Source organism: Burkholderia sp. BCC1208 (assembly GCF_902833095.1).
Lineage (GTDB): Bacteria > Pseudomonadota > Gammaproteobacteria > Burkholderiales > Burkholderiaceae > Burkholderia.
Genome location: NZ_CADFDY010000012.1, coordinates 318,875 through 339,903, shown reverse-complemented (window position 1 = coordinate 339,903; position 21,029 = coordinate 318,875). Strand labels below are relative to the sequence as shown.

Here is a 21,029-nt window from a genome sequence, read left to right as displayed (position 1 = left end):
CATGTGCGGCGGGCGTTCGCTTCCTCGATGCATTCGTTTTGTCGCGCGTATCGGCGCGACGGCGGGCTGGCCACACGTGTCGCGATCCGGCGCGCGTGGCCTTGCAGGGCCGGCGCGGCATACCGCGCCACCCGATTCGACTGAAACAACGCCATTCCGATTGGCCAGAATACTCGCGGACGACCCATGCTTACCGATCCAGAAAAGTATGGCGATGCCAGCGGCGCGACGCCTGACCGGCTGCGCACGGCCGCGTGGCTGCAGTACCTGATCGAACATCTCGACGCTGCCGTCTGCGCGACGGCGGCGGTAGATGCCGGCGACACGACAATCGCCGCGTCACATGCGATACGCGTGCGTGCGGGCGCACGCCTGTCCCGCGAAGCGGCAGCGGCCCTTCACCGGCTCGCACCGTGGATCGCAACGGACGGCGGCGGCTGCGCATGCGACTCGGTCGATCCGCGCGGCGCATGCTCGCATGCGCCGTCCGCGCGGCAGCTTACCGAAGCGGAACGCTGCTGCCCTGGCTCGCGTGCAGTGTTCGACGCCGCACACGGCGTGATCGATGCGTGCGCATTCGACGATCCCGATATCGGCTGGGCCGAGCTCGGGCGGATTGCCGGCGGTATCGAATGCAGCGGCGGTGACGCGGGCACACGCATCGCGAACGAACATGACGGGCAGCGCGAGACGCCGCCTGCGAAGAACCTGAGAGAAAGACTGAGCGCTGTCACGGCAACGAGTGCGGAAATGCCGGCCCGTCCCGGCGCCATCATCGACGCGGTCGTGCTGCGCGTGTGCGGCTCGCGTGACGACGCATCACGGATCAACGAGATGGCCGCGCTCGCGATGTTCTCGGCCGAGCTCGCGGCCGGCAACGGCGTTTCCGTTCAGGCGTACGGCGGCCAGCACAACCTGGTCGCGCGGGCGATCCGAAAGCATCGCGCCGATCTCGCGTCGGTGGACGGGCTGCTTGCTTCACTCGCCGTTTGCCGGCTCGATCAACTCGTCGGTGCAGGCAGCTTCTGGGCGCATTACCTGTTGGCGGGCATCGTGATTGCAGCACCGGATGTGGTGCAGGAAATCGCCCGTCGCTTTCATGGCGATACATGGCAGACGTGGCTCGACGACGTGCTCGCACGGCCGGCGGTCAGCCGTTTCGGGCCGGAAGAGGATGTTGCGTTCGACCGCTTGCGCGACGCGATGAGTCTGACGTCGCGGTGGAACCCGATCGTTCGCGCCAAGCGGATGCGGACGCGCGGCGTTTCGGCAACCCGGCCACGCAGCGCAAACGGGAAGGCGCAATGAAACACGGCTCGTGGCGAGAACGCCGCGAGCCGCGAGGGGAGTATCGCGGCGCCCGCCGCGGGCGCCGGATCGATCAGACCGTCTCGGGTTGCCGCGCGGCCTTCGCGACATTGCGCGCCAATGCGCCGTTCGCGACGAAGTACGGCACGTCGACACGTGCGAGCGGCGTGCGGCCGCGGATCTTGTCGGCGATCTTCTCGGCGATCATGATCGTCGGCGCGTTCAGGTTGCCGGTCGTGATGATCGGCATGATCGACGCATCGACGACGCGCAGCCCGTCGAGCCCGTGCACGCGGCCTTCTTCATCGACCACCGCCATGTCGTCGTAACCCATCTTGCACGAGCACGACGGATGGAACGCGGTTTCCGCGCGAGCACGCACGAACGCGTCGAGCTCCTTGTCGCTCTTGCAGTCGGCGCCCGGATTCAGCTCGCGGCCGCGATAGCGATCGAGCGCCGGCTGCCGCATGATTTCGCGCGTCGCACGGATCGCATCGCGGAACTCGCGCCAGTCGAGCGCTTCGGCCATGTAGTTGAACAGGATGCTCGGATGGTCGTTCGGGTCGCGCGAGCGCAGCTTCACGCGGCCGCGGCTCGGCGAACGCATCGAGCCGACGTGCGCCTGGAAGCCGTGCATCTCGATCGCGTTCGAGCCGTTGTAGTTGATCGCCACCGGCAGGAAGTGATACTGGATGTTCGGCCACAGGTCGTCGTCGCGCGTGCGGATGAAGCCGCCGGCCTCGAAGTGATTGCTTGCGCCGAGGCCGGTGCCGTTCAGCATCCATTCGAGGCCGATCTTCGGCTGGTTCCACCACTTGAGCGCCGGATACAGCGAGACCGGCTCCTTGCACTCGTACTGGATGTACATCTCCAGGTGATCCTGAAGATTCTGGCCGACGCCGGGCAGGTCGAGCACGGCGGGAATGTCGAGTTCCTTCAGCCACGCGCCGGGGCCGACGCCCGAGCGCTGCAGCAGTTGCGGCGACGCGATCGCGCCGCTGCACACGAGCACTTCGCGGCGTGCGTGCGCGGTCGCGCGCTCGCTGCCGCGCAGGTAGGTGACGCCCGACGCGCGCTTGCCGTCGAACAGGATGCGGTCGGCGAGCGCGTGCGTGACGATCTCGAGGTTCGACCGCACCTTAGCCTGGTCGAGATAGCCGCGCGCGGTGCTCGCGCGGCGGCCCTTCGGCGTGACGGTACGGTCCATCGGGCCGAAGCCTTCCTGCTGATAACCGTTCAGGTCGTCGGTGCGCGGATAGCCGGCCTGCACGCCCGCATCGACCATCGCCTCGAACAGCGGGTTCACGCCCGGCTTGCTGGTGGTGACCGACACGGGGCCGCTACCGCCGTGATAGTCGTTCGGGCCGACGTCGCGCGTCTCGGCTTTCTTGAAGTACGGCAGGCAGTCGAGATACGTCCAGTTCTCGAGGCCCTTGTGCGTCGACCAGTTGTCGTAGTCGAGCGCGTTGCCGCGGATGTAGCACATCCCGTTGATCAGCGACGAGCCGCCGAGCCCCTTGCCGCGGCCGCACTCCATCCGGCGGTTGTCCATGTGCGGCTCGGGGTCGGTCTCGTACGCCCAGTTGTAGCGGCGGCCCTGCAGCGGATAGGCGAGGGCGGCCGGCATCTGCGTGCGGAAGTCGAAGCGGTAGTCGGGGCCGCCCGCTTCGAGCAGCAGCACCGTGACGTCCGGATCTTCCGTCAGCCGCGTGGCGAGCACGTTGCCCGCGGAACCCGCGCCGCAGATGATGTAGTCGTATTCGCGTGTCGTCATGACGGTCAATCTCCTTAAAACACCGGGTTGTAGCGGCCGAGCTCGACCTGCACCGACTTGATTCGAGTGTAGTGCTCGAGCGTCGTGATGCCGTTCTCGCGCCCGACACCGGATTGCTTGTATCCGCCAACCGGCATTTCGGCCGGCGATTCGCCCCACGTGTTGATCCAGCAGATGCCGGCTTCGAGGCGATGGATCGTGCGGTGCGCGCGCGACAGGTTCTCGGTCACGACGCCGGCCGCGAGCCCGTAGTGCGTGTCGTTCGCGCGGGCAATCACTTCGTCCTCCGATTCGAAATCGAGGATGCTCATCACCGGCCCGAAGATTTCCTCGCGCACGATCTTCATGTCGTCGCGGCAATCGCCGAACACGGTCGGCGCGACGTACTGGCCGCTGCCGAAGTGGCCGTCGGTCAGGCGCGTGCCGCCCGCGAGCAGCTTCGCGCCTTCGGCCTTGCCGCTTTCGATGAAGCCGAGCACCTTGTCGAGCTGCGCGGCCGACACGAGCGGGCCGAAGTTGGTGTCGGCATCGGTCGGTTTGCCCACGCGAATGCGCTTCACGCGTTCGAGCACCTTCTTCGTGAACGCGTCCTTGATCGAGCGGTGCACGAACACGCGCGTCCCGTTGGTGCAGACCTGGCCCGAGCTGAAGAAGTTGGCGGTCACCGCGATGTCGGCCGCGCGGTCGAGGTCCGCATCGTCGAACACGATCAGCGGCGACTTGCCGCCGAGTTCCATCGTCACTTCCTTCAGCGACGATGCGCCGGCCAGCGACATCACCTTCTTGCCGGTTTCGACGCCGCCGGTGAACGACACCTTCGCGATGTCCGGGTGGCCGGTGAGCAGCGCGCCGACCGAGCCGTCGCCCTGCACGACGTTGAACACGCCGGCCGGCACGCCGGCTTCCGTATAGATTTCCGCGAGCTTCAGCGCGGTGAGCGGCGTGACTTCGCTCGGCTTGAACACCATCGCGTTGCCGGCCGCGAGCGCGGGTGCCGTTTTCCAGCAGGCGATCTGGATCGGGTAATTCCATGCGCCGATGCCCGCGCACACGCCGAGCGGCTCGCGGCGCGTGTACACGAACGACTCGGCGCGCAGCGGCACCTGCAGCCCTTCGATCGCGGTCGCGAGGCCCGCGTAGTACTCGATCACGTCCGCGCCCGTGACGATGTCGACCGCGAGCGTCTCGCCGATCGGCTTGCCGGTATCGCGCGTCTCGATGGCCGCGAGTTCGTCGTTGCGCTCGCGCAGCAGGTCGACCGCGCGGCGCAGGATGCGCGAGCGCTGCATCGCGGTCATCGCCGCCCATTCGCGCTGGCCTTCCCGCGCGGACGCAACCGCGCGGTCGACGTCGGCCGCGCTCGCCTGCTGCACCTGCGCGAGCAGTTCGCCGGTGGCCGGATCGAAAGTGTCGAAAGTCTTGCCGCTCGTGGCGTCGACGTAACCGCCGCCGATGTAGAGGCGCTGCAAACCGAATACGGACATGAGGATCTCCTTGAGGGCGACTGCGTGACGCGTCAGTCGGACGCGAGCAGCAGGTCGATGTAATCGTGGGCGAGCTTCAACGCGGCTCGGGTGTCGATCGGGCCACCGGCGAGCGCGCCGCGCAGCCACAGGCCGTCGATCAGCGCGGCGAGGCCGCTGGCGGCTTCGCGTGCCTCGGTGCGCGGCAATGCCTTCGCGAACTCGGCGCACAGGTTCGAATGGAGGCGCCGCGTATTGACGTGCTGCAGGCGCTTGAGCATCGGATCGTGCATGCTCTGCGACCAGAACGCGAGCCACGTCTTCATCACGGGCGCGCTGACCTGCGTGACGTCGAAGTTCGCGGCGACGACCGCACGCAGCCGCGAACGCGGATCCTTGCGTGCGGCGACGCGGCGGCGCGTGGTGGCCGCCCACAGGTCGCGCAGCACGTGCCGCATCGTCGCTTCGAGCAGGCCGTCCTTGTCGCCGAAATAATGGCTGACGATGCCCGTCGAGATGTTCGCGCGTTGCGCAACCGATGCGAGCGTCGTGCCGGGCAGGCCCGCTTCGTCGATCGAGCGCAACGTGGCGTCGATCAACTGTGCGCGGCGTATCTCCCGCATTCCGACTTTCGGCATCGTGACTCCCTTCGCCCGGTCGGGCCGTCCATGGAAGTCGAGAGCTTAGCGGTTTTTTATTGAACGATCAATCAACAAAAAATCGGGGTCGGACGATAGGCCGCGTTCCAAACGGAGGCGTTCATCACACCCTGGAGCCCATGTGCAGGTGCGGAAAATGAATTGAAAGAAGGTTAAATAAGTTTGAATCTGTTTAAAACGGTTCGTGGAAATCCGACGCAATGAGGAGGGCTGTTTCTATAACTGAATTCATTACAAATCGAAAGAGTGTCAAAATCTGCAATATTATTCACGATGTGAAATTGTTAAGCCGAATCGTGAAGATGGATGGTTTTGTAAAAACCGTTTCAATCAGCCGATTTAAACTATATAAACCATTGAATATAAATAAGAATGTGTGATTTTTCAATGCTGAAAAAGGTTGCTCGCAAACGATTGCCACGCTCTTTTTCGAGATTCCGCATACCATAGAAATCAATAAATAAATTTGAATTTGGCGTATTTCCGGATCGAGTAGAGGGATTTTTGGAATGACTTGAGTAAGTAATATCGACCGTATTAGTATGGCGCCGCACCACAAGGAATGAATGGCGCCGCCGGCCATTGCCGCGGTGCGTCGGCAATGGGCGCGTCGACCGACCGCGCACCGGGTCGTGTGCCAGCCATTGCGCACTTGCAGCATGCCGCGACGTCGAGACGCCGCATCCACCGGAGAACGACGATGCCGACCGAAAAACACGTGGTCCCGCTGCCGAATGGTCTGAAGGTCTACGTCGAACGGAACGTGTTCGATCCGGCCTTCGACACGGCGATGCTCGTCAACGGCGCGCTCGCGACGACCGCGTCGTTCGGCCAGACCGTCCAGTATCTCGGCGAGCGGATGAACACGATCTGCTTCGACCTGCCGTATGCGGGGCAGTCGCGCCAGCACAACCCCGGCTGCTTCATCCTGACCAAGGACGACGAAGCCGCGATCCTCCAGTACCTGGTCGAGCACTTCGCGCCGGCGTTCCTCGTGTCGGTGTCGTGGGGCGGTGTCGCGTCGCTGTTCGCGCTCGCGCGCGGTTGCCCGAGCGTGCGGCGCGCGGCGATCTGTTCGTTCTCGCCGTTCCTGAACGACGCAATGGTCGACTACGTGACGCGCGCCCGCGACCACATCGCGGCCGGCGAGAACCTGAAGGCCGCGCAGTTGCTGAACGACACCGTCGGCCGCTATCTGCCGCGCATCATGAAGCTGTACAACTACCGGTATCTCACGCGCCTGCCGCGCGACGAGCAGGACCAGGTCGCGTTCCACGTCGACCAGATCCTGTCGTTGCAGCCCGAGCGCTACTTCAGCGAGTTCTCGAACATCGGCTGCGAGCTGCTGTTCCTGAACGGCGAGCGCGACGAATACACGACGCCGGCCGACGTGCGTCAGCTCGGCGCGCACGTGGCGCGCGCGCGATTCGCGACGGTGCCGGACGCCGGCCATTTCCTCGACATCGAAGGCCGTGCGCAGCGCGAATACACCCGTACCGCGTTGCTCGATTTTTTCTGCGGCGAAGCGTCCGTCGCGACCGGCATCGCACGTGCCGCCGCGCACGCGTGCATGCCCGCGCCGATACACGCGTTGTCGTCGTGACGTCGTCCGTCGTGCATCGGGCTCGTCCCGCGCATCCGAATTCCCATCCCAACGAGGCAGGCCAGCCGTGAATATCGTTCAGACCATCGCCATCGTCGTTCCGTGGGCCGCGTGGCTCGCGTACTGGATCGCCACGTCGCAGGGCGTCAAGACGACCGTGCGCAAGGAAGCGTCGCGCTCGCGTACGCTGCAGTCGATTCCGCTGATCGTCGGCGGCGCGCTGATCATCCTTCCCGATCCGTCGTGGCAGGCGCTCGCGCCCGACTGGCAGCGCTTCGGGCTGCAGGCACAGTGTGGGCTCGCGGTGCTGGTGGCCGGCCTGCTGTTCTCGGTGTGGGCGCGGCTGCATCTGGGCACGAACTGGAGCGTATCGGTCACGCTGAAGGAAGATCACGAACTCGTGCGCACGGGGCCGTATGCGCTCGTGCGTCACCCGATCTACACCGGCTGCCTGATCGCGCTGGTCGGCGCCGCGCTGATCGGCGGCGAATGGCGCGGCGCGATCGGCGTGCTGCTCGTGTTCGCGTCGCTCGCGTACAAGGTGCGCGTCGAGGAGAACTGGCTGACCGGCTATTTCGGGCCGGCCTATGCGCAGTATCGCCGCGAAGTGGCGGCGCTGATCCCCGGCTTTTACTGACCTCCGCGAGGCGCGCGATGGCGAAGATGATCGTGACCGCGATCGGTTCCGCGGGCGACGTGCATCCGATGCTCGGTATCGCGCGCACGCTCGCGGCGCGCGGTCACGAGGTCGTGTTCTGCACGCACGCGCCGTTCGAGGCGGCCGTGCGCCGCTGCGGGTTCGCGTTCGTGCCGGTCGGCACCGCGGCCGACTACGACGCGGCGATGGCGAACCCGGCGCTGTGGGATCCGCGCACGTCGTTCCGCACGCTGTGGCAGGTGATCGCGCCGACGCTGCGCCCGCATTACGACGCGCTGCGCGCGCTGACCGATGCCGACACGGTGCTGGTCGGCACGCTGTGGGCGTTTTCCGCGCGCTTCATGCAGGAACTGCACCGCACGCCGTACGTGTCGGTGCAGGTGTCGCCGTCGACGCTGCTGTCCGCGCATGCGCCGCCGACCCACCCGCGCCTGACGATTCCCGCCCGCTGGCCGTTGCCGGTGAAGTCGGCGCTGATGACGCTGATCGAGCGGCAGGTGCTCGACCGTGTGTGCGGTCCGGCGCTCGATGCGGTGCGCCGCGAGCTCGGCCTCGCGCCCGCGCGGCGCGTGCTCGGCCGCTGGCTGCATTCGACCGACGGCGTGCTGTGCCTGTTTCCCCGCTGGTTCGCGCCGCCGCAGCCCGACTGGCCGTCGAACCATCTGCAAAGCGGTTTTCCGTTGTTCAACGATATCGCGGCACCCGACGACGATGTGGCACTCGATGTGTTTCTCGCGGCCGGCGAGCCCCCGGTCGTGTTCACGGCCGGTTCGACGCTCGTCGATCACTCGGCCTATGCGCGCGCGGCGGCGGACGCGCTGCGCGCGACCGGCGCGCGCGGGATCCTGCTGACGCCGCACGAGGCGGCGCAGGACGGCGACCGGCTGCTCGTGCGCCGTTTCGTGCCGATGCGCACGCTGCTGCCGCGTTGCCGCGCGCTCGTGCATCACGGCGGAATCGGCACGGCGTCGCTCGCGTGCGAAGCCGGCATCGTGCAGGTCGTCACGCCGTTCGCGCACGACCAGTTCGACAACGCGCAACGTGTCGTCGCGAACGGCTGCGGCGTGCGGGTCGACAGCCCGCTCGACGGCGCGCGGCTCGGCGCGGCGCTCGCGCGCGCGCTCGATGAACCCGCGTTCGCGCTACATGCGCAGCGTACGCGCGCGCTGCTCGCGGCCGCGCCGGACGGCTGCGGCGCGGCCGCCGATTTCATCGAACGATTCATGCCCAGGCGCGGGCGGACGGCCGCGCGGGCCGATGTCGCGGTGGCCGGCGCATGAGCACCGCATCGCCGCTTCACGACGGGCCCGTCGCGCCGTCCGCGTTCGACGTGCCGGCGCCCGCGCCGGCCGCGCAGCCGGTACGCGGCATCCGGCTCGCGCTGCTGACGTTCGCGCTGTCGCTCGCGACCTTCATCGAAGTGCTGGACTCGACCGTGACGAACGTCGCGGTGCCGGCGATCTCCGGCAGCCTCGGCGTATCGAACAGCCAGGGCACGTGGGTGATCAGTTCGTATTCGGTCGCGGCCGCGATCGCGGTGCCGCTGACCGGCTGGCTCGCACGGCGCGTCGGCGAGCTGCGGCTGTTCGTCGGCGCGGTGCTGCTGTTTACGCTGACGTCGCTGCTGTGCGGGCTCGCGCGCGACCTGCACGTGCTCGTGATCTGCCGCGCGCTGCAGGGATTGTGTTCGGGGCCGATGGTGCCGCTGTCGCAGACGATCCTGCTGCGCACCTTTCCGCCCGACAAACGCACGATCGCGCTCGCGCTGTGGGCGATGACGGTGCTGCTCGCGCCGATCTTCGGGCCGGTGGTCGGCGGCTGGATCGTCGACAACTTCTCGTGGCCGTGGATCTTCCTGATCAATTTGCCGATCGGGCTGTTCTCGTTCGCGGTGTGCACCGCGATGCTGCGCCCCGACGCGCAGCGCGGCGCGGCCGGCCCGATCGACGTGCCGGGCATCGTGCTGCTCGTGATCGGCGTCGGCTCGCTCCAGGCGATGCTCGATCTCGGCCACGATCGCGGCTGGTTCGATTCGCCGCTGATCGTCACGCTCGCGGTGGTCGCGGCACTCGCGATCGTGTCGCTGCTGATCTGGGAAGCGGGCGAAGCGCATCCCGTGGTCGATCTGAGCCTGTTTCGCGACCGCACGTTCTCGTTCTGCGTGCTGATCATCTCGCTCGGGATGATGAGCTTCTCCGTGGTCGGCGTCGTGTTTCCGCTGTGGATGCAGGCCGTGATGGGCTACAACGCGTTTCATGCGGGGCTCGCGACCGCGTCGCTCGGCGTGCTCGCGCTCGTGTTCTCGATCCTCGTCGGGCTGCATGCGCACCGCTTCGACGCGCGCGTGCTCGCGACGTTCGGCTTCCTCGTCTTCGCGGCCGTGCTCGCATGGGACGCGCATTTCACGCTGAAGATGACGTTCGCGCAGATCGCCGCGCCGGGGCTGATCCAGGGGATCGGGCTGCCGTGCTTCTTCATTCCGCTGACTGCCGCGACGCTGTCGCGCATTCCGGACGACCGGCTCGCCGCCGCGTCGAGCCTGTCGAATTTCCTGCGCACGCTGTCGGCCGCATTCGGCACCGCGATGAGCGTGACGCTGTGGGACAACCGCGCAACCTATCACTACGACGTCGTGTCGCAATCGGTCACGCATGCATCGACGAACACCCAACGCTTCGTGCACGCGCTGAACGCGATGGGCGTGGACGGCGTGCGCGAGCTGACGACGCTGCATCAGGTCGTGATGCAGCAGGCCTACATGATGGCGACCAACGACATGTTCTGGATGGCGAGCATGACGTGTCTCGCGCTCGCGGCGATGATGTGGCTGACGCGGCCCAGGCGCGGCGCGGCAGCATCGTTCGGGCATTGAGGAGCAGACCATGACGACACTCGGCGCACTCGTGATCCTGTATCACCCGAGCGACGCGCAGCTCGACGCGCTGCGCGGATGGCGGCACGCGTGCGACGCGCTGCTCGTCGTCGACAACACGCCGCAGGCCGATGAGCGGGCCCACGCGCTATGTGCGCGCGAAGGCATCGCGTTGCTGCATCACGGCAATCGCGGCGGTATCGCGGGCGCGTACAACGCGGGGCTCGCGGCGCTGTTTCGCGACCGCGTCGACGCGGTCGCGCTGTTCGACCAGGATTCGTCGGTGCCGGCCGCGTATTTCCCGACGATGCGCGAGGTCTGCGCGGGACGCGCGGGGCACGCGTTCCTCGCCGGCCCGCGCATCTTCGACGAGAACGCGCGCGCCTTCCTGCCCGAACTCGCGACGAACGGCATCGGCTTGCACCGCCTGCGCATCGAACCGGGCACGCCGATGCAGCGCTGCGCCTTCCTGATCTCGTCGGGCTGCGTCGTGTCGCGCGAAGCGTTCGACGTGCTCGGCCGTTTCGACGAGACGCTGTTCATCGATCACGTCGACACCGAATACAGTTTCCGCGCACTGTCGCGCAACGTGCCGCTCTATGTCGTGCCGTCGCTGGTGCTGCCGCACCGGATCGGCGCGAAACGGCGGCATGCGATCGGCCCTTTTGAAATGACCTCGATGAATCATTCGTGGCAACGGCGCTACTACAGCGCGCGCAATGCGGTGCAGCTCGGCATGCAGTACGGGCTGCGCTTTCCCGTGGCGCTCGTGCCGAACCTGCTGACCGTGTGGCAGATCGTGCAGATCGCGCTCGTCGAGCACGACAAGCGCGCGAAGCTGGCCGGCATCCTGTTCGGCGTCGCGGACGGCCTGTTCGGCCGGCTCGGCCCGCTCGAGCGCACGCGGCCGCGTCTGGCCGCGCGCACGCAGAGCATTCGACAGGGGTGACGATGCGGCGGATGAAACAAGCGGCGGGTTCGCCGCGTGGCGTGAAGGGCGGCGGGTTGATCGCGGCGGCCGCGGCGATGCTCGCACTGGGCGGATGCGTGCCGTCGGGTTTCCTGCCGGCGCTGTCGCTGCGCGCGCCGGCCGACGATGCGCTCGTGCATACCGTCGGCCCGGGCGCGAACGGCGCGTGGCCGGCGCCCGACTGGGTGAAGCAGCTACAGGATCCGCAACTCGACGACCTGGTCGCCGAGGCGTCGCGGAACAACCCCGATGTGCAGGTCGCGCAGGCGCGCCTGCGGATCGTGCAGGCGCAGCTTCAACAGTTCGATTCGCTGACCGGTCTGACGGGCACGGCCGGCGCGACGATCAGCCGCGCACGGATGCCGAAACCTGGCGACATCGCCGACGTCACGGCCGGCGGCTATCGCGTGCCGGTGCAGATTTTCGGCGATCCGAACGTGTCGCCGTCGTCGATCTTCGTCGGGCTGAACTACCAGCTCGACCTGTGGGGCAAGAACCGCGCCGCGACCAAGAGCCTGATGTCGTTGCGCGACGCGGCCGGCGTGGAGGCCGAGCAGGTCCGGCTGACGCTCGCCGTCGCGATCGTCACCGTGTATTGCCAGCTCGATCAGGCGTACGCGGTACGCGACCTGTTGCAGCAGAAACTGAAGATCAGCCAGCGCGTGACGGCCGTGCTGCGCGAGCGCACCGCGCGCGGCCTCGACAACGCGTACGACGCGAGCGATGCGTCGATCAAGCGCAGCCGCCTGCTCGAACAGATCGCGCTGAACGACGAGCAGATCAAGCTCGCGCAGCTGCAACTCGGCGTGCTCTCGGGCCGCGGCCCGGAGCGCGGGCTCGCGCTGCAGCGGCCGCGCGTCGGCGCGTTCGCGGGCGGCGCGGTGCCCGCCCGGCTGCCGGCAGATCTTCTTGGCCGTCGGCCCGACATCGTCGCCGCGCGGCTGCGGGTCGAAGCCGCGTTCGCGAATGCCGACTCGACGCGCGCGCAGTTCTACCCGGACGTGAACCTCGTCGCGCTCGGCGGCGTGTTCGCGTTGACGCCCGCGTCGCTGTTCTCGCGCGATTCGCTCGCCGGCTCCGTCGGCCCGGCGATTTCGTTGCCGATCTTCGATCGCGGCCGGCTGAAGGCGAAGCTCGGCGCGGATGTGGCGCAGGCCGACGTCGCAATCGGGCTGTACAACAAGACCGTCGACGATGCGCTCGGGCAGGTCGCGCAACTCGTCACGTCGCTGCAGACGTCGCAGACGCTCGTCGCACAGCAGCAGGACGCGGTCGCGGCCGCGCAGAAGATCGTGCAGATCGCGGCGGATCGGCATCGACGCGGCGTGCTGATGCAGAAGGACGTCGATGTCGCGGATCTCACGCTGATCGACGAGCGCGCGCAGATGATCGCGTTGCTCGGCAAGCAGCGGACGCTGCGCGTGGGGCTGATCGGCGCACTGGGCGGCGGGTTCGATGCGGGCGCAACGATGGCGCAGGCGCAGACGCAGACGCCACCCGTGCATCGAGCGCGCGGTGGCGTGGCCAGGCGCGGGGCGGCGGCTTCCGTGGCCGCGAACCGCGCGGCGATGGCGGGCCCGTCGAACGACTCGTCTGCCGGGAGCACGGCAATGCCGCCGGCCGCCACCACGACGACCGCGCCCGCGCGTGAATCCGCACGGCGCGACGACACGGCGCGCCCGTCGACGATCGGCGCGACCCAACCCGACGCGTCGCCTCGCGGCACGCCCGTTCTCGCGCACACGGTCTCGGCAAGCCCGACGCGGGGCGCGTCGCCGATGCCCGCGATTCCCGTCTTCCAGCACGATCGTCTGATCGTTACGCAAAGCGACTGATGCACCACGACAACCTTCATTCCGCCGCACCGCCGGCCGCACTGAACGACCCGGCACTCGATGCACGCCGCGCGACGCGCCGCAAGCGCTTCACCGTGTTCTTCGCGATCGTGCTGCTGGCCGCGATCGCTTGGACCGCATATTGGTTGTTGAGCGACCGCTACGACGAAGACACCGACGACGCGTACGTCGCGGGCAGCATCGTGCAGGTCGCCGCGCAGATCCCGGGCGCCGTGACCGACGTGGTGGTCGCCGATACGCAGGCCGTGCGGGCCGGGCAGACGCTCGTGCGGCTCGACGACACCGAGGCGTCGGTCGCGTTCGCGCAGGCGAAGGCGCAGCTCGCACAGGCCGTGCGCCAGGTCGCGAACGCGAGGATTTCGAACACGATGTACGTCGAGGCCGTGAATGCGCGGCGCGCCGACCTGTCGCTGGCGCAGCGCGCGCTCGCCGCGCGTTCGGGCGCGTCGGTCGAGATCGTCGCGCCGGAAGAACTGGCGCGGGCCCGTGCGGCCGTGGCCGGCGCGCAGGCGAACCTCGCGGCCGCGCAGGCGCAGCTCGACGCGGCGCGCGCGCTCGGCGGCAAGCTGCCCATCGACGAAAGCCCGGCCGTCGTGCAGGCGGCCGCGCAGTTCAAGCTCGCGTACCGGAACCTGAAGCGCACGACGATCGTCGCGCCCGTCGACGGCACCATCGGGCAGCGCTCGGTGCAGGTCGGCCAGCAGGTCGGGCCCGGCGTGCCGCTGATGTCGATCGTGCAGCTCGACCGGCTGTGGGTCGAGGCGAATTTCAAGGAAGGGCAGATTCGCCACATGCGCGTCGGGCAGCCGGTCGAGGTCGTGTCGGATCTCTATGGCTCGCGCATCGCTTACCGCGGCCGCGTGCAGGGCTTCTCGGCGGGCACGGGCAGCGCGTTCTCGATGTTGCCGTCGCAGAACGCGGCCGGCAACTGGATCAAGGTCGTGCAGCGTGTGCCGGTCGTGATCGCGATCGATCCGCGCGATCTCGCCGCGCATCCGCTGCGCGTCGGGCTGTCGATGCGCGCGACGGTCGACACGCACGACCGCAATGGCCACGCACTCGACAGCGAGCCGCCGACGCCGGCCGTCGGTACGCGCGTGCACGACGGCGTCGCGAGCGACGCGGAAGCGGCTGCCGCCGCGATCATCCGCGAAAATCAGGGCGGGTAGCGCCTGCCGTCGCGCCAGGGGCCGGCCGCCAGGGGCGGTCCGACCCCGGTGCATCTCGCCTGCGGGGCGTCCCGTCGTTTCCCGTCCGACTTTCGTATTTCCGCCATCGATGTCGGCGCCGATCAAACGCATGTCGCGTTTGAGACATCGGCGCCCCTGCCTCCGGGACTACTCTCGAACAGCACGTTGCGCGTGCGCCGCAAGAGTCGGCGCGCCGCGGCGCCATCCAACGAGACATGGAGACAATACGATGAGCAGCAATCGAGGTGTCGTCTATCTTGGACCGGGCCAGGTCGAAGTCCAGAAAATCGATTATCCGAAGATGGTCGACCCGAGCGGCCGCGCGATCGGCCACGGCGTGATCCTGAAAGTGGTCAGCACGAACATCTGCGGCTCCGACCAGCACATGGTGCGCGGCCGTACGACCGCGCCGGTCGGCCTCGTGCTCGGTCACGAGATCACCGGCGAAGTGGTCGAAGTGGGCCGCGACGTCGAGACGCTGAAGATCGGCGATCTCGTGTCGGTGCCGTTCAACGTCGCGTGCGGCCGCTGCGCGATGTGCAAGGACACGCATACGGGCGTATGCCTGAACGTGAACCCGTCGCGTGCGGGCGGCGCGTACGGCTACGTCGACATGGGCGGCTGGATCGGCGGCCAGGCCGAGTACGTGCTCGTGCCGTATGCCGATTTCAACCTGCTGAAATTCCCGGATCGCGACCAGGCGATGGCGAAGATCCGCGATCTGACCTGCCTGTCCGACATTCTGCCGACCGGTTATCACGGCGCGGTCAGCGCCGGCGTGAAGCCCGGTTCGACGGTCTACATCGCGGGCGCGGGCCCGGTCGGGATGGCGGCGGCCGCGTCGGCGCGCCTGCTGGGGGCGGCCGTGACGATCGTCGGCGACATGAACGCGGAGCGCCTCGCGCACGCACGGGCGATGGGATTCGAGACGGTCGACCTGTCGAAGGACGCGTCGCTCGGCGAGCAGATCGAGCAGATTCTCGGCGTGCCGGAGATCGACTGCGCGGTCGACTGCGTCGGCTTCGAGGCGCACGGCCACGGCTCGTCGGGCCATTCGGAGGAAGCGCCCGCGACGGTGCTGAACTCGCTGATGGAAATCACGCGCCCGGCCGGCGCGATCGGCATCCCGGGCCTGTACGTGACGGACGATCCGGGCGCGAAGGACAAGGCCGCGCAGCACGGCAGCCTGAGCATCCGCTTCGGCCTCGGCTGGGCGAAGTCGCATTCGTTCTTCACGGGCCAGACGCCGGTGCTGAAGTACAACCGCAACCTGATGCAGGCGATCCTGTTCGACCGGCTGCCGATCGCGAAGATCGTCAACGTCGAAGTGATCTCGCTCGACCAGGCGCCGGAAGGCTACAAGAAGTTCGACGGCGGCGCGCCGCGCAAATTCGTCATCGACCCGCACGGGTTGCTGGCGGCGTGATGCGCTAGCGTTCGACACGCGCGGCACGAAGCGGGCGGTTCCGGAAACGGGCCGCCCGTTTTCGTTGCGGGAGCGACGGCGGGGCAGGGCAACGCGGCGAACCCCGATCCCGGCCGCGCGCGATTGCTGCGATAATCATCGCCCGTTCCCGAACCTTCCACCGCCGTGCGCCGGCGATCCCCGGATGGCCAAGTCACTTCCCCTCGCCGCGTTGCACACGTTCGTCGAAGTGGCGCGTTGCGGCAGCATGAAGCAGGCGGCCGACCTGCTCTGCATTTCGCCGGGCGCCGTCAGCCAGCACGTCCGCAATCTCGAGGATCGCCTCGCCGTCCGCCTGTTCGAGCGCACCGGCCGCGAACTCGAGCTGACCGGCACCGGCCGCGCGCTGTTCGACCAGCTCGCCGGCGGCTTCAGCGAGATCGAGGCCGCGTGGTCGAACGTGCACGGCGCGAACCGGCGCATCGTCCGCCTCGCGGTGACGACCACCGCGTCGTTCGCGAACACGTGGCTCGTGCAGCGGCTCGGCTCGTTCAACGCCGCGTACCCCGAAATCGAAATCACCGTCGAGACGCGCGCGCAACTGGTCGATCTGCGCCGCGACTACGTCGACGTCGCGATCCGGCACGGCCTCGGCCGCTATCCCGGGCACGCGTCGTTCCGCATCTGGACGCCGGAACTGTGGCCCGTGTGCAGCCCGCGGCTGCTCGATCCCGCGCGCCCGATCGACGCGCCCGCCGACTGCCTGTCGTACCCGCTGCTGCAGGACGCCGACCGCGCCGACTGGGTGCTGTGGCTGCGCGCGCAGGGCATCGAGGATGCGCGTGCGCCGCGCGGCGCGAGCTTCAGCGAGGATGCGTTGCTGATCAAGGCCGCGGCCGCCGGCCAGGGCATCGCGCTGGTGCGCGACATCTACGCGCGCGACGAAGTCGCGGCCGGGCGGCTGGTCCGCGTGCTCGCGCGGCCCTGGCCGACCGAACTGTCTTATTACGTCGTGTGCAGCGAAGCGCGCCGGCACGAGTGGAAGATCGCCGCGTTCCGCGACTGGCTGGCCCGGGAGATCGGCGGTGAGGCTCGCGATTCGCCCGATCTACTGGCGTGACCCGCGCACCGCGGCCGTGGCGAAACCCTTGAGCTTGCCGGTCGCGAGCGCGGTGCCGAGCAGAATGATCGCGCACCCGGCGAGCGTCTGCACGGTGATCGTCTCGTGCAGGAAGATCGCGCCCCACACCACGCCGAACACCGGAATCAGGAACGTGACCGACGCCGCGTATTGCGCGCCCGCGCTGCGGAGCAGCCCGAAATACAGCAGGTAGGCCACTGCCGTGCAGATCGCCCCGAGCAGCACCACCGCGATCCACGCGGACGCGTGCACGGGGCCCTGCGGCCACATCGGCAGCGCGAGCGGCACGAGTGCGACGGCCGCGAACAACTGGCTGCCGAACGCCGATACGAACGGCCGCACGTTCGCGAGCTTGCGCTTCGAGTAGTGCGCGGCGAACCCGTACGACAGTGTCGCGAGCATCGCGGCGGCGATGGCGCCCGGCGCGCCGGGCGTGCCGGCGCCGAGCGCCGAGCCGGCGAGCACGACGACGCCGGCGAAGCCCAGCGCGAGGCCGACTGCCTGCGGCTTCGTCAGCGGCGTGCGCAGCCACACGTACGCGACGATCGCGGTCCATAGCGGGGTCGTCGCATTCAGGATCGAATCGGTGCCGGCCGTCACGAACAGGGCCGCGTAGGTCAGCAGGCAGAACGGCAGCGCCGAGTTCGCGATGCCGACGACGAACAGCGGCACGACATGCGCGCGGAATTCCTGCCGCGCCTGCGCGTTGCGCAGCACCGGCGACAACAGCACCGCCGCGATCGCGACACGCAGCGCGATCAGCGGGATGACGCCGAATTCCGGCGCACCCATGCGCATGAACAGGAAGGACGCGCCCCAGATGGCAGCCAGGGTCACGAGCTGCAGTGCATTCATCGACAGACTCCGTTCGGTGGATCGGCGAGCGGCCGGCGGGCGAGACGCGCCGGCGCGGGCGAATGACCCATTGAACGTCATGCGTGCGTCGCGACACAAACGAGGTTTTGTGACGGGCGGTTTAGAAAATTGAATCGACGGGCGCGCGGGCCTGGACCGCGCGCTCAGTGGCCGCGATAGAGCTTCGCGAGTTCGGCGTTGCTGGCCGCGGCGCGGCGGGCGCGCCCGGTGTGCAGGCTGACGCGGCGGATTGCGCGCGTGCGATAGGCGGTGTCGCGGCCGCCTTTCCAGTCGGCCACGCGGACTGAGCCGTTGCGTGTGCGGTCGGGCGCGCGCACCGACGGCGCGGCTTGCGCCACCACCATCCTGCGCGCGGGTTTGGCGGCGACTGGGGTGTCCTGTTGCGGATTGGCCGCCACTTGCGTTTCATCAGGCGAATGAAATGGGTAGAGGGGCGTCGGCACGACCGGCAGGAACGGATCGTTCGACGCGGGCAGCGCGGCTTCGGTCGCGACAGCAGCCGGTGCACCGGAGCCGCGACAAACGGGGTCGGCCTTGCAGGTCTGGTCGACCGTCACGTAGCCGCCGACCAGCAGCACGAGCGTGAGGATGCTGAGAATCGGTGCGCTCGACGCGCGAGGCCGCTGGAAAGCCGCGTTGCGCAGCGCGCGGGCGACGCGCGACGACCATGTGTGGAACGATCGCGGCGCGCGCGGGGCGTGCGCGTCGGCCGGCGTGTGGCTGATCGGCTCGAACGGCCAGTTCCACTGACCGCAGACGGGGCAGTGCTCGAGCGCGCGGAACGCCACGAAGCCGCATTCCCTGCAGCGGCAGCACGTGGCGTGTCGCGATTCGGCGCGCGCATTCAGCACGGCGCGCCAGGCATCGCGCGCGCGGACGCTTCGGTTGGGCAGGACGCGCATGTCAGCGACCGGCGGGCGGCATCGTCGGGCTATACATCGGCGGTCGTTCGCATGCGGTGTTCATCATTTGCTCCGAGAGGCCCCGCCATTGATGGCGGGAAGGAAAGACCATTTCGGTCGACGAGCGGCGGAAAAGCTGGCGAACGCGCAGCGAGCGCGAAAGCACAGGCGGCATATCGCGAAGCTGCATGCCAAGGTCGCGAACGCCCGTGCCGATTTCCAACACAAGGTCGCGCTCGATCTGGCGCGGCGTTTCGATTACATCGCGGTCGGCAACGTGTCGGCCGTCAAACTTGCCAGAACCAGGATGGCGAAGAGCGTCTACGACGCATCGTGGTCGTCCTTCCGAAACAGGCTCCGTTACAAGGCGATGGCGCACGGGGCCACGTTCGAGGAAGTCGACGAAAGGGGTTCCACCCAGTCCTGTTCGGCGTGCGGGTCGCAAGACAGCACGGCGCGGCCGAAAGGTATCGCGGGACTGCGAGTAAGAGAATGGGCCTGCAGTGACTGTGGTGTCGAGCATGATCGAGATACCAACGCTGCGTTGAACATTCTCCGATGCGGACGTGCATCGCCAGGTGTGGGAATCCTCTCCTTTTAGGGAGAGGAGGACGTCAAGTGATTCTCCATAACATCGGACGCGTGGAATCCGTTCGTCCGCAACGGCCTGCCGCTTAATTTTTGGTCGTTCGCGCGCGAAACGCAAGTACATGTCGCGCGTTGTGTTCCGCACATTTCGTACTACCCGCCGTGTCGCTGCCGGGCTGCGAGCGTGCCGAGCGTCTCCAGCGCGCGTTCGACGGCGGGTGTCCATGGCCGTCCGTAGTTGAGCCGCAAATAGCGGCGGAAGCCGCCGGTCGCGGAGAAGATCGGCCCGGGCGCGATGCTGACGCCGTTTTCAATCGCCTCGTCGAACAGGTGCATCGCATCCATGTGCGGCGGCAGTTCAATCCACAGAAAATACCCGCCGCGCGGCGCGAACACTTCGGTGTCGGCCGGAAAGTACGCGCGCACGGCCGAGAGCATCTGTGCCTGGTGCGCGGCGAGATTGCGTCGCAGCTTGCGCAGGAAACGGTCGTACGCGCCGTCGCGCAGATAGCTCGAGATCGCCATCTGCGCCGGTACGTCGGCGGCCGGCGCGCTCATGCCCTTGGCCTGGCAGATCTGCCGCACGAAGCGGCCGGCCGCGACCCAGCCGATCCGGAAGCCGGGCGCGAGACATTTCGAAAACGACCCGCAATGCAGGACGAGCCCGCTGTCGTCGTACAGTTTCGCCGGGCGCGTGGGCGCCGTGCCGAACTGCAGTTCGCCATACACGTCGTCCTCGATCAGCGGCACGCCGCGGGACGTGAGCAGGTCGATCAGCGCGCGTTTGCGCTCGTCGGTCAGGGTCGCGCCGGTCGGGTTGTGTAACGACGTCATGAACCAGCACGCGCGCACCGGATGCGTGTCGAGCGCCTCGGCGAGCGCGTCGAGGTCGAGGCCCGTGCGCGGATCGACCGGGATCTCGACGGCCTTCAGGTGCAGGCACTGGACGGCCTGCAGCACCGCGTGGAATGCCGGCCGTTCGATCGCGACGATGTCGCCCGGGCGCGTCAGCGCCTGCAGGCTGAGCGTCAGCGCTTCGGTCGCCCCCGTCGTGATGACGATTTCCTCCAGCGGCAGCGACGCGCCCGCGTTCAGGTAGCGCAACGCGATCTGGCGGCGCAGCGCTTCGTTACCGGGCGGCAAGCCCGCGATCAGTTTCGTGCGGTCCATGTTGCGGGAGGCCGACGCCACATAACGCCACAGGCTGCTCATCGGGAACAGCGAATAGTTCGCGAATGCCGAGCCGAGCGGCACGATGTCGTCGCATTTGAGCGAGTCGAGCAGGCGGAACAGCGTATCGTCGCCGCCGGTTTGCGCGGCGTCCGGCTTGCGCGGCGGATCGCGGGAGAACCGCACGTGCTTGTCCGCGAGGTTCGCGACGAAATAACCCGAGCGCGCCCTAGCGACGATCAGACCCTCGTTTTCGAGCGCGTAGTACGCCCGAAATACCGTGGACGGACTCACGCGATACGCGCGGCATGCCGCGCGCACGGTGGGGATGCGCGCGTCGGGCCCCAGATCGCCGCGCCGAATGGCGTCGGCAATCGTCTGGGCCAGCACCGCATAACGCTTCATGCGTGTCCTCCCGGCCGTTGAACCTAGATGACAAAGAGTAGTACGGCAGCCGTCACGTTCAAGCGCGCCCCAAATTGCTGATCCGTATGTTTTATGAGCGCTCTGATCCTGTTCTTTCGTCTGACGAACGGGCATGCTCCCGCAAGCTTTGTTCCCGATGTCCGACCGATACGGAATTCACGCTGCCCG

The 21,029-nt window shown here is 67.9% G+C and carries 16 protein-coding genes and 1 pseudogene; 11 read left to right on the top strand and 6 right to left on the bottom strand.

Features of this window, described 5'->3' with window-relative positions; genetic code table 11:
* The first annotated feature begins 186 nt into the window (after positions 1–186).
* Positions 187–1,308, top strand: coding sequence for a hypothetical protein (locus tag HWX09_RS28735; RefSeq protein ID WP_027781342.1), 1,122 nt, complete (start codon positions 187–189; stop codon positions 1,306–1,308).
* Positions 1,309–1,381: 73 nt separating this feature from the next.
* Here the strand turns inward: HWX09_RS28735 and betA are convergent, their stop codons facing one another.
* Genes betA through betI form a run of 3 tightly spaced genes read right to left on the bottom strand, consistent with a single transcriptional unit; the run spans position 1,382 to position 5,183 of the window.
* A complete protein-coding gene (gene betA, locus HWX09_RS28730; protein WP_027781341.1) occupies positions 1,382–3,082 on the bottom strand; it encodes a choline dehydrogenase in 1,701 nt (566 codons plus the stop codon).
* A 14-nt stretch (positions 3,083–3,096) separates the two neighbouring features.
* On the bottom strand, positions 3,097–4,566 hold the full coding sequence (betB, locus tag HWX09_RS28725; protein ID WP_027781340.1) for a betaine-aldehyde dehydrogenase: 1,470 nt from the start codon (positions 4,564–4,566) through the stop codon (positions 3,097–3,099).
* 32 nt (positions 4,567–4,598) lie between these two features.
* Positions 4,599–5,183, bottom strand: coding sequence for a transcriptional regulator BetI (betI, locus tag HWX09_RS28720; protein ID WP_027781339.1), 585 nt, complete (start codon positions 5,181–5,183; stop codon positions 4,599–4,601).
* Between the two features lie 721 nt (positions 5,184–5,904).
* On the opposite strand from betI, the gene HWX09_RS28715 reads away from it, so the two are divergent.
* The 9 genes from HWX09_RS28715 to HWX09_RS28675 all read left to right on the top strand — a co-directional run bounded on the left by HWX09_RS28715 (position 5,905) and on the right by HWX09_RS28675 (position 16,878).
* Positions 5,905–6,807 (top strand): alpha/beta fold hydrolase, encoded by a 903-nt coding sequence (locus HWX09_RS28715; protein WP_027781338.1) that lies wholly within the window; start codon positions 5,905–5,907, stop codon positions 6,805–6,807.
* A 67-nt stretch (positions 6,808–6,874) separates the two neighbouring features.
* On the top strand, positions 6,875–7,444 hold the full coding sequence (locus HWX09_RS28710; RefSeq protein WP_027781337.1) for an isoprenylcysteine carboxylmethyltransferase family protein: 570 nt from the start codon (positions 6,875–6,877) through the stop codon (positions 7,442–7,444).
* A 17-nt stretch (positions 7,445–7,461) separates the two neighbouring features.
* Entirely contained in the window at positions 7,462–8,745 is a 1,284-nt protein-coding gene (locus HWX09_RS28705; RefSeq protein ID WP_027781336.1) for a nucleotide disphospho-sugar-binding domain-containing protein, read from the top strand.
* Positions 8,742–10,337, top strand: coding sequence for a DHA2 family efflux MFS transporter permease subunit (locus HWX09_RS28700; protein WP_027781335.1), 1,596 nt, complete (start codon positions 8,742–8,744; stop codon positions 10,335–10,337). The genes HWX09_RS28705 and HWX09_RS28700 overlap by 4 nt, the downstream gene beginning before the upstream one ends.
* Positions 10,338–10,347: 10 nt before the next feature.
* Positions 10,348–11,286: a glycosyltransferase family 2 protein gene (locus HWX09_RS28695; protein WP_027781334.1), complete on the top strand. Its 939-nt coding sequence runs from the start codon at positions 10,348–10,350 to the stop codon at positions 11,284–11,286.
* A gap of 11 nt (positions 11,287–11,297) precedes the next feature.
* Positions 11,298–13,142 (top strand): efflux transporter outer membrane subunit, encoded by a 1,845-nt coding sequence (locus HWX09_RS28690; protein ID WP_027781333.1) that lies wholly within the window; start codon positions 11,298–11,300, stop codon positions 13,140–13,142.
* Complete coding sequence (locus HWX09_RS28685; protein ID WP_027781332.1) at positions 13,142–14,332, top strand: efflux RND transporter periplasmic adaptor subunit; 1,191 nt, start codon at positions 13,142–13,144, stop codon at positions 14,330–14,332. Before HWX09_RS28690 ends, HWX09_RS28685 begins: the two co-directional genes overlap by 1 nt.
* Positions 14,333–14,582: 250 nt before the next feature.
* Positions 14,583–15,779, top strand: coding sequence for a formaldehyde dehydrogenase, glutathione-independent (gene fdhA, locus HWX09_RS28680; RefSeq protein WP_027781331.1), 1,197 nt, complete (start codon positions 14,583–14,585; stop codon positions 15,777–15,779).
* A 184-nt stretch (positions 15,780–15,963) separates the two neighbouring features.
* Entirely contained in the window at positions 15,964–16,878 is a 915-nt protein-coding gene (locus tag HWX09_RS28675; protein WP_027781330.1) for a LysR substrate-binding domain-containing protein, read from the top strand.
* Here HWX09_RS28675 and HWX09_RS28670 read toward each other — a convergent pair.
* Both HWX09_RS28670 and HWX09_RS28665 read right to left on the bottom strand, forming a co-directional pair.
* Positions 16,867–17,754: a DMT family transporter gene (locus HWX09_RS28670; protein ID WP_027781329.1), complete on the bottom strand. Its 888-nt coding sequence runs from the start codon at positions 17,752–17,754 to the stop codon at positions 16,867–16,869. The two genes, HWX09_RS28675 and HWX09_RS28670, sit on opposite strands and share 12 nt — an antisense overlap.
* 164 nt (positions 17,755–17,918) lie before the next feature.
* Positions 17,919–18,677: a hypothetical protein gene (locus tag HWX09_RS28665; RefSeq protein WP_027781328.1), complete on the bottom strand. Its 759-nt coding sequence runs from the start codon at positions 18,675–18,677 to the stop codon at positions 17,919–17,921.
* Positions 18,678–18,789: 112 nt separating this feature from the next.
* On the opposite strand from HWX09_RS28665, the pseudogene HWX09_RS28660 reads away from it, so the two are divergent.
* A pseudogene (locus HWX09_RS28660) lies at positions 18,790–19,278 on the top strand (RNA-guided endonuclease TnpB family protein); the annotation flags it as partial.
* A 140-nt stretch (positions 19,279–19,418) separates the two neighbouring features.
* Here HWX09_RS28660 and HWX09_RS28655 read toward each other — a convergent pair.
* Positions 19,419–20,840 carry a PLP-dependent aminotransferase family protein gene (locus HWX09_RS28655; protein ID WP_027781326.1) on the bottom strand — a complete coding sequence of 474 codons (1,422 nt, stop codon included), beginning with the start codon at positions 20,838–20,840 and terminating at the stop codon, positions 19,419–19,421.
* Positions 20,841–21,029 lie beyond the last annotated feature (189 nt).